Raw genomic sequence first — 14,259 nt, forward strand, 5'->3', positions numbered from 1 at the left:
ATTATGCTTCTTGAGTGCGACGACCACGGCCGTGACCACGCTCGCCACGGTGGTTACCACGGTGATCACCACCACGGTTACGATCGAAGCGACGTTCGCCACCTTCACGGTTACCATCGCGGTTGCCGTCACGGTTACCACGGAAGCCACCTTCGCGACGACCGCCTTCACGACGATCACCACCACGGTTGCCGCCTTCGCGGTTGCCACGGTAACCGCCGCCATCACGACGACCGCCATCGCGACGACCACCGTCACGGCGACCACCACGAGACTCTCGGAAGTCATCGAAGTCACATACTACAGCACCAACATCTTGTTGACGGATGCGTAGTTTGCTTAGCTTGCCCGCAGCTTCAGAAGTCATTGCTTTTGGTAGCTGAACGAATGTATGGCCTTGTGCTAGCTTGATCGCACCGATAGAGCCTTTACCTAGGCCTAGTTCGTTCGCTAGAGCACCAACGATGTCTTTAACTTGAACACCTTGCTCGCGACCAACTTGAAGCTGGTAAGTATCCCAATCTTGGTTGTTGAAGTTACGACCGCCGTCACGACCACCTTCACGGCGCTCTTTGCGACGTTGCTTATCACGCTCAATCGCTTCAACCATTGGGTCTTCGCCAATGTAGAACAGAGGACGTTTACCTTGCTGACGCTTAAGAAGCATAGCAGCAAGCGTTGCTGGGTCGATTTCTAGAGAAGTTTGTAGTTTCTCTACTAGCTCAGCAAATTTGTCTAGAGCTTTGTGCTCTTTCTCTGCTTCAAGCTCAGCACCTAGCTTAGCTAGACGAGCTTCAGCAACTTGGTCACGTAGAGGAAGTTGAATCTCTTCCATAGATGACTTAGTTACGCGCTCGATAGTGCGAAGCATACGGATTTGGTTAGTGCGAACAAGAAGGATCGCTTTACCTTTACGTCCAGCACGGCCAGTACGACCGATACGGTGGATGTAAGACTCAACATCGAATGGGATGTCGTAGTTGAATACGTGCGTAATACGTGGAACATCAAGACCACGTGCCACAACGTCAGTTGCAACTAGGATGTCGATAACACCTTGTTTGATGTGATCAACAGTACGCTCACGTAGAGACTGAGGAATGTCACCGTGCAGAGCAGCCGCTTTAAAGCCACGTGCAGATAGCCAATCAGCTAGACGCTCAGTGTCTTGACGAGTACGTACGAAGACGATTGACGCATCAGTTTCTTCTGTTTCAAGAAGACGAGACATCGCTTCATCTTTCTCTACACCCTTCACTACCCAGAACTGCTGTTGAACTTTGTCTACAGTGTGGTTCTTACCAGCAACGTCAACCATTACAGGCTCACGTAGGAAACGCTCAACGATTTTCTTAAGCATCGGAGGCATTGTTGCAGAGAATAGAACGCGTTGAGCAGACTCTGGTGCATGTTCCATGATCGCAGTAACGTCATCAACGAAACCCATGTTTAGCATTTCGTCAGCTTCGTCTAGTACAAACGTGTTTACTTCATCTAGGTGTAGACGTTCACGGTTGATAAGGTCTTGTACACGACCTGGAGTACCAACAATAACTTGTGCACCACTCTTAAGAGCACGCATCTGATCTACGATAGAAGCACCACCGTAAATCTCTAAAACTTTAAGACCCTTGATGTTCTTACCAAGGTTTTTCATTTCAGCCGCAACCTGAATCGCTAACTCACGCGTTGGCGCAAGAACGATAGCTTGTGGTTTACGTTGGTTGAGATCGATCTTATTTAGAAGAGGCAGAGAGAACGCTGCCGTTTTACCTGTACCTGTTTGAGCTTTACCCAGCGCGTCAGCACCTTCCAACAGGTGTGGGATTGCCGCAGCCTGAATTGGAGTTGGTGACACGAAACCCATTCCGTCTAGAGCAGAAAGGATAGAATCATTCAGAGATAAATCGCTGAATTGAATAACAGAATCTTGCATTGGGATCCTACTTAATTAAACAAAAAAACAGTCCCATATGCTCTTCCAATTCGATACTGATTCATCCAGTTACTGATTCCATTCAGACAGGAACACAGCACAGTACACAACCGCGATAAGCCATTAGGGACGACTAAGGGAGGCGGATTATTCCTTAAAAGCATAAAAAAAGCCAGAAAAAATTGAATTACATCACAATTTATTCTCAACAATGGCATTTTTAGCATATTTTTCCACCAGCCCCACCATTCCCCGTAGATTTGCGCAGCTCGCAGATGAGTTTTTCATCAATATTTAAGCCGATTTCCTGCAATTCGATCAGCAAAATTCACGGCGAAATTGCGCTCCACAGGTAGTAATAATAGCTCGCAATGATTATAGTGTGCCCAACTCCATAGGTAATTTAAGAAAAGATGTTTCAAGATAACCCACTACTCGCTCAGCTTAAGCAGCAAATCCAAGAAAACCTGCCGAAAAAAGAAGGCTCAATAAAAGCCACAGATAAAGGCTTTGGCTTTTTGGAAGTGGACAGCAAGACTAGCTTCTTCATCCCACCTGCGTACATGAAAAAGTGCATGCACGGTGACAAAGTCGTCGCCATTATCCGCACAGAAAATGAACGCGAAGTTGCAGAGCCACAAGAGCTGTTAGAACAAGCCGTGACTCGCTTTATTGGTCGAGTCAAAATGTTCAAAGGCAAGCTAAACGTAGCACCTGATCACCCACAGCTTAAAAAGCTTTCTCTTAAAGCGAAACTAAAGAAAGGTCTAAAACCTGACGAGTTCGCTGAGGGAGATTGGGTTGTCGCACATCTTATTCGCCACCCTCTAAAAGGCGATAACTCTTTCTTCGTGGAAATTTCTGAAAAAATCACAGACGCGAACGACAAAATTGCACCTTGGTGGGTAACGCTTGCTCAAAACGATCTACCAAACTCTGAGCCAGCAGGCATCGAGAACTGGGAACTAAAAGACGACGCCGATCTAGAACGCGTAGACATGACACACGTTCCTTTCGTGACTATCGATGGTGAATCAACCAAAGATATGGACGATGCGCTGTACGCGAAGAAAACCGAATCTGGCGATTTCGAACTGACAATCGCTATCGCAGATCCAACTGCCTACATCACACCAGAAGATGAAATGGATAAAGTAGCACGTGAGCGTGGCTATACTATTTATCTTCCGGGCCGCAATATTCCAATGCTGCCTCGCGATCTAGCAGACAACCTATGCTCTCTGATTGAAGGCGAAATCCGCCCTGCTATTTGCTGTACCGTAACCGTAAATAAAGACGGCGTAATTGGCGACGATATCAAGTTCTTTGCAGCAAACATCAAATCACACGCACGCTTAGCATACGATCACGTGTCTGATTGGCTAGAAAACGGCAGCTCAGAAGCATGGCAACCATCTGAAGAGATCGCGACGATCGTTCGTGACCTTTACGACTTTTCTCTTGCTCGCGCAGAATGGCGTGAGAAAAACGCAGTGGTCTTCCCAGACCGCCCTGACTACCGTTTTGAGCTGAGTGAAGACAACGATGTGGTTGCTATCCATGCAGATATGCGCCGCAGTGCAAATCGCTTGGTTGAAGAGTCAATGATTACCGCAAACATCTGTGCTGGTCGTACACTGCGCGATAAATTTGAAACAGGTGTTTTCAATACTCACGCTGGCATTAAGACTGAGAAGATTGAAGAAGTGGTTCAACTTGTCAATCCAGAAGGTGCACTGGAATTCACAGCGGAGTCAATTACTACTCTAGAAGGCTTTGCTGCATTGCGTCGCTGGTTGGCTGCGCAAGAAACCTCTTATCTTGATAATCGTATTCGTAAGTTCCAAGCCTACAGTGAAGTAGGTAATCAGCCTCTTCCTCATTACGCTATGGGGCTGGATATCTATGCGACTTGGACATCACCAATTCGTAAGTACGGCGATATGATCAACCATCGCATGTTGAAGGCCGTCATCCTAGGCAAAGAGCCAGTGCAAAAACCTGATGATCAAGTCGGTGAAGAACTAGCTCTGCACCGTAAACATCATAAAATTGCTGAGCGAAATGTCTCAGATTGGTTATATGCACGTACGCTTGCTGATGAGCCGAACAAGAAAACTTGTTTCACAGGTGAGATTTTCGATATTAATCGTGCTGGTGCACGTGTCCGACTTCTCGAAAATGGCGCAGCAGCCTTTATTCCTGGTGCACTAATTCTTGATAATAAAGAAAGAATTGAGTGCAATGGCGACAACGGTACCATCTCTATCGATAAAGAGGTCGTATACAAACTTGGTGATGCATTGGAAATTGTCCTTGCGGACGTAAACCAAGAGAACCGCAGTTTAGTTGCAAAGCCAACCCAGGTATTTGCTGAACAACCAGCAGCACAAGCAGAACAGACTGTAAGTGAATAATACCGAATGAAGTTAAAAGGCGCTCTATTGAGCGCCTTTTTTATTTGTTATGTAAAAATGATAAGAACGAATATGCCGAACATTGAGATCATTCGCTTTAATCACTTCACTGCGCGCAAAAGTGAGCGTTACACCGCAACACATAATGGCTTATATGTTGTTGAAGAAGGTGCCCTATTAGTTCATCAACCAAATGGTGAACAGTTTGAACTTAAAGCAGGAGATTTTACTCTCTACAACTCCGCTGATTTGAGCAGCGCAGAAGCCATCCCTAGTGAAAATGGCTTTAAAGCACTGGCTCTAGTCTTCAACCCAAATCTATTCTGTGACTTTAAAAAAGCGCACCCAATGCTACGCTCCAAGACAGAAGAAAGGCGCTTCTATCCTTTTTCAGCGCAAGCCAGCAGCGAAGTAGCACAACTAAAAGACACATTGGTCAACTTAGCGAGTCGCAATGCTCCAGACTACACACAAGGTCATATCGCAATGGCACTGCTGTCGTTAATGGTGGAGGTAGAGCCAAACATCCTATCAATCATAGATGATGCAAGCAGCCTAAGCGACTCTCAAAAGGCCATCAAGTATATTGAGAACAATATCGAGAAAGATATCACTCTGGAAGGCTTAGCGGCTCATATGAGCATGTCTATCGCGACCTTAAAACGCCGCCTCGCCGCAGAGGATCTTTCATTTTCACAGATATTAAAAGTGAAGCGGATCAACTTCGCCGCGACCCAGCTGCGCATGTCAGAAAAATCTATAACAGAAATAGCGTTTGAATCCGGATTTAAAAGTGCAGCGCATTTCAGTACAGCATTTAAATCGATTTACAACATGACACCGAAAGACTTTAGAAACCAAGTCGTTAAATCCAAAGCATAAATCATGGTGACATTGACAGCTGTTAGAGTTGGAGCGTTCCCTATTCCCAAAAACACGCTTGAGGATCGCTTTCCAACTCGGTGAGTAGGTCTTCGAGCGTTTGACTGTATGGAAGTGGCTTATAAGGTATCCACCTTAATAATTCGTTGCGGTACGTTGGGACGTAGAAATACCAAAGCTGATTGCCCTCATCAAACACGATCTTCGCGACGGGAGAGGTATATTCGCTGTGCTGTGAATCAAGAAGAAAATGCGCTCTATGAAGCTCGACACCATTCTCCACTGGCTCATATAGGCACTTACCCTGCTCGACAGGCAGGTTAGCATTACGCGCAGAGCAGAGCGATTGAACTGATTTGTATAAACGACTTGTCGCCATTTGGGACACTGACATCAACGTTCTCCCGATGGATGATAGTTAGAGCTGTCGATCCTAGTATATAACCTTTACACCACCATCGATGGTGATTATCTGCCTACCTCAAACAAAGGGTGGCTATATTCTCATTTACTCAGATTATCATCTCACTTTGCTTGGAAACCCTACCTACATCACCTCTTGGTTAGAAAGAATTCCCTTGTTTAAACCTGACAGTTCACAAAAGTGTAACCTGAACGCAATATCATAAACTCTGCTTTATACCGTATATGGAGTTTAATATGTTACGTTTTACTGTGGCGACGTTATTGGCCATAGCAGTCTCCCTCCCCGCCATTGCAAAAGAAATTAATATCTCTGGGTCAACCTCGGTTGCTCGCGTGATGGATGTACTTGCAGAGGAATATAACAAAACACACCCGGACGATTACATTGCAGTTCAAGGTATTGGTTCTAGTGCGGGTATCACAATGGTCAATAAAGGCGTAGCTGAGATTGGAATGAGCTCTCGCTATCTGACAGAAAGCGAAAAAGGTGAAGATCTCAACGTATATCCTATCGCTTATGATGGCCTAGCTGTTGTTGTAAACCGTACAAACTCTGTAAAAAACCTTTCTCAACAACAACTATTTGATATCTACAAAGGTAAAATCAAGAATTGGAAAGAGGTTGGTGGTGCAGATCAACCTATCGCTGTTGTCACTAGAGAGGCGTCTTCAGGCTCACGCTACAGTTTTGAAAGTCTGCTAGGACTAACCAAAATCGTAAATGATCGCCTCGTCTCAGATATCAGCCCGAACAACTTGGTTGTAAATAGCAACAGCATGGTAAAAACCATCGTGAACCATAATACTCGTGCAATTGGGTTTATTTCTGTGGGATCAGTAGATCGCTCAATAAAAGCGATTCAATTAGATGGTATTGACCCAACTTCGGCAAACATTAGCAATCACAAGTATAAATTGGCGCGGCCATTCCTAGTACTCTACAAAGTAAATAAGATTAGCGAACCAGGTAAAGGATTCGTCACCTTCCTTCGTTCCGAACAAGGACAAAAAGCGATTGCTGATTACGGTTACACTCCAGTAAAAAGCTTTAATCAATAAAACCAAAAAGAGAGCATATTGATGCTCTCTTTTTATATGTTTTCTATCTGGCTCTGGAATTAGAAATGCAGTTGAATAACAGAAACGACAACAGCACCAGGTCGACGAATACCTTCGATTTCCACTTTAATTTCACGCTCGATCTCCAAACCTTTTTTGATCGGCGTTACTTTTGTTAACGTGCTGACAGCACGAACATTGTTTCCTGCTTTAACAGGGTAAGGGAAACGAACTTGGTTTAAGCCTAAGTTAACGACCATTTTGGCTGTTGGGAACATTGGCTTATCAGGGTCCACTGAGTCAGTCAATTTAGGCAACAATGCTAATGTTAAAAAGCCATGAGCGATGGTTGTCTTAAATGGAGATTCAACTGACGCACGTTCTGGATCTGTGTGAATCCACTGCATGTCTTCCGTTACCGCACCAAATTGATTGATACGTTCTTGAGATACATGCACCCAGTCACCAGTGTGAATCACTTCACCAATTTTTTCACTTAACTCGTCATACAGCTTTTGAGCCTCAGGTGCCATTACGATTGGTGCAGGTTGAGGCGCAACCTCTTCGTTAACAGCTGGCTGTTGGTGATCACGAACTTTTGAGAAAAGAAAGCTATTCTGAGCTTTTCCCAAAAAGTCACTCCAATAATCGCGTAGCGTTGGAGACATCCAATTCATAAACTCGGATTGATGAGCAGAAATCGCATCAACTTTGTCTTTAAATAGATTTGTGACCTTCATAAACACCCTTAAAAAATTTAAGCACAACTGGCTATACCAGTTAATTTTGAATTAGTTCACAAAGTCTTGCAAATACTTTCGGGCGAACACCTGTACCCTAAAAGCAAGTTATTTCTTAAATATCATAAAGATAACAATAAAACACCATTTTATTGACTTGCGCCAATATAAAGTAAAAACTCTATAAATCGCTACTATTTGTCTCTTTTTTACCCCATTTTCAAACTGTTTAACATTACATCAGCGACTATAAAACGAGCAAACAGTACTTCTATTATAATTCAGCACTTTACAATTCGGACTATGCTCCCTATTATACGTTCCGCAACGGAGAGATGGCTGAGTGGTTGAAAGCACCGGTCTTGAAAACCGGCATACGTTAATAGCGTATCTAGGGTTCAAATCCCTATCTCTCCGCCACTTTGTGATGAAAGCGGGAACCGAGAAATTGGTTCCCGTTTTTGCGTTTGCAATTAAATATAAAACAGCCATATTAGACCCTTCAAATATCAGCTTTTTTGTGGCCTCTACCACCTGCACACTCGTGACTGTAGCAAGCATTAGTTGTTTTAATGCCTCATTATCTATCTGTTGCAAGTGCTTCTGCACGGCTGCGGCGACCTCTACCAACCTAGCTTCTCCAAAGTTTTTCACTGGAAGGTTTATTCTCACTGCCAATTTTGCCATTTCTGCTTCAAGAACATCTAATTGAGTAGATAGATCAGTTATAGTCTTGTTGATTCGTACATCAGGAACTAAGTCACCGTCGGCAACCATCGTGATTAGACGCGAGTAACGCGTTTCCGAATTGCTTATTCTTTTGGAAAGCTTTGTTTTATCAGCCGATAACAGTTTACTAGTCTCCTTAAGGCGTTGCTTCGCCTGACAATGTATTGTTTTCAGGTGAGCTTCTGACAACAATTCATTCATAAATTTATCCTTAACTAAAAGTTCTGCTTTGTCTCTTCTTATTCTTTTAGAGGTGCACGAGTCTGGCGCATGTCTAACTTGCTTGCTGCATTGGTAATAGCTGTACTTACCACTTTTACCGCTTGTAACAACCATACTTGCACCGCAAACACCGCACTTTAGTAATCCTGTCAATAGACACTTAGACCTAATTCTTCGAGATTCAAAAGAAAAGATGTCTCGTGATTTCAAGCCTGCTTGAACATTATAAAACTGATCCTTAGTTATAATGTTTGGTATGTTCACTACAATTGGCTCACTATCTCTAGAGTTATAAATAAACTCACCAATGTAAGATCTATTCTTCAAAATTCTACATACAGAGTTACGGTTCCACTTTGTTCCTCTCCTATAACACTTCCTTTTATTCAACATCTCAGCTTTAGATTTTACTCCAAGCGGTTTGCCATTAATTCCTTTTTCAGGCAAGTTGAATATTTCTATTACTATTTCAGCTTCTTCTTCTAGTATCTGTAGCTTTCTCCTACACTTAGAAGTTACACCGGAGACTGTAACAGAATGATAAACAAAGGGAATTGGCCCACCTGTAAAGTAGCCTTTCATCGCTGTATCCTTGAGTCTATCTCTAACAACTTTCCCATTTTGCATACTATAATGTTCATTCATCAAACCTAAGATTGACGACATTACATAGCTATCTTCATAACTTTTAGGTAAAGCTTCGGTAGCGGAGACTAAATGTATTCCTTTTTTTGTAATACTTTGGTAGCTTCGAGTTGGGCCAGCAAATTCCTACTAAATCTTGACAGCGAATAAACGATCAACCCATCGGCCTTAATTATGTCACTCTCAAGTTCATGCAGCATTAATTCAAAGTTATTCCTTCTTCCTTTATATGCACTTGCACCATCATCAATGTACCAATTTATGATATTATCTCCTCTATTCTCTATCCATTCTGTTATAGAGTTTCTTTGTCCATCAATAGAATCTCCTTTTTCTTTTTGGCTATATGATGAGACTCTAAGATATGCAACATATTCCATGATAAACCTCCTTCACGACAGTATTTATCATTTGTCAATAAAATTATTTGTAGTAAATTGTCAATAAAAGCATCTGGAATAAAATCCATATTCACTTCAATTTCAACGATACCATTTTCGTTAATATTTTTTTATTCATAAGCACCACTCGGTGACGATTACTAGAACACTTTATAATAAAGTACAATTTAACTAGATTATCAAACCGACCTTTAAGTGAATAAAAAATTATTATTAGCGTGGTATAATAATGGCAAAAATTAATTAAAGACAAATCTGTTATAAACTTAACTTTCATCAGACTGATAATAATAGGTAATAATCTTTTATCGGTCATTATATTTCCACATTTAAAAACAGGCATTTGAAATAATGGCATTATATTGCAACAACAAATGTAAAATACTTAACTTTTATATTACAAATAACTATTGAAATATTAATTTAAGAAGAAATTAATCTATAAAAATGAACGATAACTAGTGTATTGGATTGGGTGTTTTTGTTAACAATTGGTTAGTGCCAGCCTGTAATAGGTTCCTTGTCATACCAATGAACAAATCTTGCACTCAAATTTGACTAGTATATAAATACTCAAAGTCCTACTTCATGTAGTCCCTGCAAGCTTTTTGCTGGAACAGTAGACGGGTTTCTATCAACAAACCTCTTTAGATGCTTGATTACGAATCACTGGAAGCTAACCAACGCTTCTACCCGTGTTCTAACGTGTCTCACTCCAAGGTAATTGATAAGCCGATAGACACATATATGCCTCAGATCACAGCATCTTAATAACAAACGCTATATGGTCTTCTGTTTAAGTCTCAACTTATCAGATGGTTAGCTAATGTTTGACAATGGAAAATTAAGCTTGTGGGATATATTCAATAATCTATCCATAGGACTAGCAACACTTCTAATATCTGCCTATCCAATATCTCTATACATAGATTTTGATAAGGTCAAAACTTTAGAGTTACTTTCGAAATTCACTACTGTTCTTGTTATTACGCTACCTGTCCTTTTGCTTTTGTTAGGAATGCTCATTGATGCATTATCAAATAAATTTTGTCATATACAGGACTTCATTTATCGAATAGAGAAACGAACTCCTAGAGATCAGCCTGAACTAAAAGCTAAAGTAAGGATAATAGTTCCTGAAATTGTGTCTGAAAAAACCATGTTCCGCTTTTGCAAAGCATTTGTACTACAGAACTGCAAAAATAATAATATAGATGTATTTCTGGCAAGGTTTGGTTTTTATAGAAACTTTTCTTTCATTATCTTTACATTTTCATTTTTCAGTTACCCTATACACTCTTCAATCTTACTTTCTATCTTTATATTTTTTATTTCTAGAGTATTTATGGTTAGATCTTATCACTTTTTAAGTCTTCTAGAATCTGAAGTATATTACAACTATTTAGTAGCTAAGGTTGAAAAGGATTTTTAAAATGTTAGATCAATCGTTCAGTAAAAGTAACGTAAAAAACATATCATCAAACATTTGGCACAAATGGAGTCCATCTCAGTCATTTGATGTTTTCTTTGATGATACCTTTGAAAAAATAGAAAAAAAATTAGATAGAGAGAATTATTCATTTGATAAATTTAAATCTTTTACTTTAATGGGTAAGGACACATATGACTTTAATTGCGCTGAAGACGAAATAGTATGTAAGAAACTCAACGATAACATTAGAAGGCTATTTAAAATAAATACAGCGGATAGGCATTCTATTGTTAAGCAGGTTATTTCTTTATTAAAAGATACTCAACCTATAAAAGTTCTCCGATTAGATATCAAAGAGTTCTATGAATCAATAGATAGAGAAAAAGTATTACAGTATGTAATTAATGAGTGGTTGTTATCCCACCAAAACAGGTGTATTTTAAAATGCTGGGATGAACATTTGAGTAGTATAGGACTTACTGGTTTACCTAGAGGTATGTCTTTAAGTTCAACTCTATCGGAAATAAGAATCCGTCCATTTGATCGTGAAGTTAAGAAGCTATCTAATGTTTACTACTATGCTAGATTTGTCGATGATATACTAATTATGTTCACTGGAGACTCAGAACAACTCCTTTCAGAATTAGAAGGAATACTTCGTAGAAATTCACCTGAGTTACATTTTAATGATAAAACCAAACTAATAGATTTAAACTGTAAAAAACAGTCTAATTCTAAACTTGATTATCTAGGTTACGAAATAATATCTTCTAGTGAAATTCATAAGAATAATCAACATAAAAACAGAATCGTTAAGGTGATAATTAGCGAGAAAAAGATAAATAAAATAAAATATAGAGTAAGACGTTCATTTTCTTCTTATGCTAGAAATAGAAACTTCAAATTAATTTTATCTCGTTTGAAATTTCTAACAGGTAACCAGTATATTATTGGAGATATAGATAGAACAAGACTGAAGTCAGGAATATATTACAATTACCCTTTGATAAATGATAGTACTCAAGTTAAAGAACTTGATAAATACTACCATAAACTTATTAACTCTAATCAAGGTAGTGTTAGAGAAGCTATAAATCATATTAATAACTATGATAAAAAGGCTAATGGTAATAGATTAATTCAAATCAAGAAGCTTTCATTTTACTTTGGTTTTAATCAAAGAGTTATGAACTCATTCAATCGAAAAGAAAGCAGAAACATTAAAAGGTGTTGGTAATGTCCAAAGTAAAAATAGATAAACATGATCATCTTAGGGTTATGTTAACTGATACTCTTCCTTATGAAGTGCCTATCACCTTTCTGAATGAGGGAGCTTATTTTTACCTTAGAAGTCAGGATAAAAAGAGTAAACATTTTTGCAAAATAGACGCTAGTGTTAAAAGGTTTGTTGAACACTTTTTTTGTATGGATGATTACACTACCCCATACAATTATAGAATTAGTAAAAATTCAAAGAGTAAACGATTACTATCTGTTCCTCATCCATCGATACAAAGAAAAATCACTAAACTATATGGTGAGTATGACTCTCTAATTACTGAATTATGTAGCAGAAGCCCTATAAGTTTAAGAGCACCTAATAAGGTCGCGTCAAGATACTATGAAAAAGAACTCGCTTCATTCTCAATGTTAGATAAAGACAGCGGCGTAGAAACTGAAAAAGATGCATTTGAGACTACTTCAGTTTATGCTAGCTCTTATTTTACCTATAAGAAATATAATTTCTTATATAAATATTATGATTCTTATGAATCACATCGAATTGAAAAGAAGTTTAGTCATCTTACTAAATTTGATATTTAAAAGTGTTTTCATAATATTTACACCCCAACGTTTAGCTGGGCAGTTAAAGGTAAAGATTTTTCTAAAAAGTACTCTGATTTTTTTTCATTTGATCTACAGTTTAGAAAGCTAATGGAAGACTCTAATGAGTTAGAGTCTAGCGGGATATTAGTTGGGCCTGAATTTTCTAGGATTTATGCTGAGGTTATACTTCAACACATAGATCTAAATATAATTAGCAGATTGAAGGATGATCATGAATTATATTTCGAATCAGATTACACTATCAGAAGATATGTCGATGATTACTTTTTGTACACAAAGAATTTATCCGTTTCATCAATGATAATGGAAGTCGTCGTAGATGAACTAGAGAAGTATAAGTTATTTATAAATGAATCGAAAACTCAACATCATGAAGTTCCATTCATCACAGGTTTGACGATAGCAAAAATGGACTGTAAAAAGCTTGTAAATGAGTACTTCAGTCTTATTAGCGATGATAGTTCTGAACCAGATGACATCAAGTTCATCTCATCTATAAATCCATCTAGGAAATCTAATCTGTTTATTAGAGATTTAAAGAGGCTAGTAAAAGTAAACGAAGTAACTTATGAAGGTCTCACAGGTTATGCTCTCGGTGAAATACGTCGGAGACTATTTAGGTTAATTGAAGATGAAAGAGTAACAAAAGCGATTGATGATAGAGAAACAGATAGAATTACTAAGTTGTGCTTATTTGCATTAGAGATATCATTCTTCATCTATAGCATGGACATTAGAGTTAGAACGACATATATAATTACTCAACTTGTTGTAGCGCTCAATGGTTTGACTGAACGGGCTTCTGCTGAGTTTAAGGATGTCATTAGAAAAAAAATATACGACGAATCAATACTCCTTCTGAGTAAAATGAAAGATAAAGGTAAAGCTAATAGTATTGAAACTCTGAATCTTCTGATTTCTATAAAGACAAATTTTCAAGATTACCCAATCAAGCAAAGTATGTTATTAGATCTGTTCGATATTAAGCAAGTTGACGAAGATGAAATTCAACAAAATAAAATGCCGTTAGGTTACTTTCAAATAATGGTATTGTCATGGTTCAACGGAAATAATCGTAGCGAAGTAACCGATTTCTTGCAGAATGAAGTTTTACGAAAGCTTGAAGCGAGCGAAGTAGGTTCGATTGTACAATCTACAGAGCTGACTTGTTTAATCTTTGATAGCTTCAGTAACCCTTTCTTCTCTGACGAGTTTAAATATCGTTTGATAGATATGTTATCTGATAGACTTGATATAAAACCATCTAAGAAAAAGGTTGTTGAGTTTTTGAAGTCTAAAGAGTGGTTCTTTACTTGGAAAGAGAACAACTTAGCGCAGGTTTTAATGAAAAAAGAATTGCGAAGTCCATATTAGTCAGTTAGTGTTCTTGTGTACGGGCGACGCGCTTCGAATACACATGTATCACTAGTCGGTTACTACCAACTAGTGCTGCCAAGAGCAGCTCACACGCTATGTAGTGCAGACTCCGTACATCTAATTTCCGGGGGTAAGCTTTTAGATA

10 protein-coding genes, 1 tRNA gene and 1 pseudogene are annotated in these 14,259 nt (G+C 39.2%); 8 read left to right on the forward strand and 4 right to left on the reverse strand.

Features of this window, described 5'->3' with window-relative positions; translation table 11 throughout:
• Position 1 precedes the first annotated feature (1 nt).
• Complete coding sequence (locus MSG33_RS04700; RefSeq protein WP_047009310.1) at positions 2-1,936, reverse strand: DEAD/DEAH box helicase; 1,935 nt, start codon at positions 1,934-1,936, stop codon at positions 2-4.
• 413 nt (positions 1,937-2,349) lie between these two features.
• Between MSG33_RS04700 and rnb the strand changes: the two genes are divergently transcribed.
• Both rnb and MSG33_RS04710 read left to right on the forward strand, forming a co-directional pair.
• Positions 2,350-4,353, forward strand: coding sequence for an exoribonuclease II (gene rnb / locus MSG33_RS04705; protein WP_248380038.1), 2,004 nt, complete (start codon positions 2,350-2,352; stop codon positions 4,351-4,353).
• A 72-nt stretch (positions 4,354-4,425) separates the two neighbouring features.
• Positions 4,426-5,235, forward strand: a complete 810-nt coding sequence (locus MSG33_RS04710; protein WP_248380040.1) for an AraC family transcriptional regulator — start codon at positions 4,426-4,428, stop codon at positions 5,233-5,235.
• 40 nt (positions 5,236-5,275) lie between these two features.
• On the opposite strand, the gene MSG33_RS04715 is transcribed toward MSG33_RS04710, so the two are convergent.
• The gene (locus MSG33_RS04715) at positions 5,276-5,629 is read right to left on the reverse strand and encodes a DUF3024 domain-containing protein (protein ID WP_104970115.1); all 354 of its coding nucleotides are present in this window, start codon (positions 5,627-5,629) and stop codon (positions 5,276-5,278) included.
• A gap of 266 nt (positions 5,630-5,895) precedes the next feature.
• Here MSG33_RS04715 and MSG33_RS04720 point away from each other — a divergent pair, with 266 nt between their 5' ends.
• Positions 5,896-6,720, forward strand: coding sequence for a phosphate ABC transporter substrate-binding protein (locus MSG33_RS04720; protein WP_005391035.1), 825 nt, complete (start codon positions 5,896-5,898; stop codon positions 6,718-6,720).
• Between the two features lie 59 nt (positions 6,721-6,779).
• Here MSG33_RS04720 and MSG33_RS04725 read toward each other — a convergent pair whose 3' ends face one another.
• Positions 6,780-7,460 carry a MaoC family dehydratase gene (locus tag MSG33_RS04725; protein ID WP_005391037.1) on the reverse strand — a complete coding sequence of 227 codons (681 nt, stop codon included), beginning with the start codon at positions 7,458-7,460 and terminating at the stop codon, positions 6,780-6,782.
• Between the two features lie 329 nt (positions 7,461-7,789).
• On the opposite strand from MSG33_RS04725, the gene MSG33_RS04730 reads away from it, so the two are divergent.
• Positions 7,790-7,880: transfer RNA gene (locus MSG33_RS04730), tRNA-Ser, on the forward strand.
• Between the two features lie 1,244 nt (positions 7,881-9,124).
• Here MSG33_RS04730 and MSG33_RS04735 read toward each other — a convergent pair.
• Entirely contained in the window at positions 9,125-9,436 is a 312-nt protein-coding gene (locus MSG33_RS04735) for a recombinase family protein (protein WP_248380042.1), read from the reverse strand.
• An 847-nt stretch (positions 9,437-10,283) separates the two neighbouring features.
• Between MSG33_RS04735 and MSG33_RS04740 the strand changes: the two genes are divergently transcribed.
• The 4 genes and pseudogenes from MSG33_RS04740 to drt3b all read left to right on the forward strand — a co-directional run.
• Positions 10,284-10,889, forward strand: coding sequence for a hypothetical protein (locus tag MSG33_RS04740; protein WP_248380044.1), 606 nt, complete (start codon positions 10,284-10,286; stop codon positions 10,887-10,889).
• A gap of 1 nt (position 10,890) precedes the next feature.
• Positions 10,891-12,126 (forward strand): antiviral reverse transcriptase Drt3a, encoded by a 1,236-nt coding sequence (gene drt3a / locus MSG33_RS04745; protein ID WP_248380046.1) that lies wholly within the window; start codon positions 10,891-10,893, stop codon positions 12,124-12,126.
• A complete protein-coding gene (locus tag MSG33_RS04750; RefSeq protein WP_248380048.1) occupies positions 12,126-12,713 on the forward strand; it encodes a hypothetical protein in 588 nt (195 codons plus the stop codon). The genes drt3a and MSG33_RS04750 overlap by 1 nt, the downstream gene beginning before the upstream one ends.
• A 12-nt stretch (positions 12,714-12,725) precedes the next feature.
• Positions 12,726-14,111, forward strand: a pseudogene (drt3b, locus tag MSG33_RS04755) (antiviral reverse transcriptase Drt3b); the annotation flags it as partial.
• Positions 14,112-14,259: the final 148 nt, after the last annotated feature.

The sequence above is a fragment of the Vibrio sp. 1CM7H genome, assembly GCF_023161645.1.
In the GTDB taxonomy this organism is placed as follows: Bacteria; Pseudomonadota; Gammaproteobacteria; order Enterobacterales; family Vibrionaceae; genus Vibrio; species Vibrio diabolicus.

Bases quoted from the DNA above. Each gene is read 5' to 3' on its own strand.
- MSG33_RS04700 (WP_047009310.1), bottom strand. From the start codon at position 1,936: ATGCAAGATTCTGTTATTCAATTCAGCGATTTATCTCTGAATGATTCT.
- rnb (WP_248380038.1), top strand. From the start codon at position 2,350: ATGTTTCAAGATAACCCACTACTCGCTCAGCTTAAGCAGCAAATCCAA.
- MSG33_RS04710 (WP_248380040.1), top strand. From the start codon at position 4,426: ATGCCGAACATTGAGATCATTCGCTTTAATCACTTCACTGCGCGCAAA.
- MSG33_RS04715 (WP_104970115.1), bottom strand. From the start codon at position 5,629: ATGTCAGTGTCCCAAATGGCGACAAGTCGTTTATACAAATCAGTTCAA.
- MSG33_RS04720 (WP_005391035.1), top strand. From the start codon at position 5,896: ATGTTACGTTTTACTGTGGCGACGTTATTGGCCATAGCAGTCTCCCTC.
- MSG33_RS04725 (WP_005391037.1), bottom strand. From the start codon at position 7,460: ATGAAGGTCACAAATCTATTTAAAGACAAAGTTGATGCGATTTCTGCT.
- MSG33_RS04735 (WP_248380042.1), bottom strand. From the start codon at position 9,436: ATGGAATATGTTGCATATCTTAGAGTCTCATCATATAGCCAAAAAGAA.
- MSG33_RS04740 (WP_248380044.1), top strand. From the start codon at position 10,284: ATGTTTGACAATGGAAAATTAAGCTTGTGGGATATATTCAATAATCTA.
- drt3a (WP_248380046.1), top strand. From the start codon at position 10,891: ATGTTAGATCAATCGTTCAGTAAAAGTAACGTAAAAAACATATCATCA.
- MSG33_RS04750 (WP_248380048.1), top strand. From the start codon at position 12,126: ATGTCCAAAGTAAAAATAGATAAACATGATCATCTTAGGGTTATGTTA.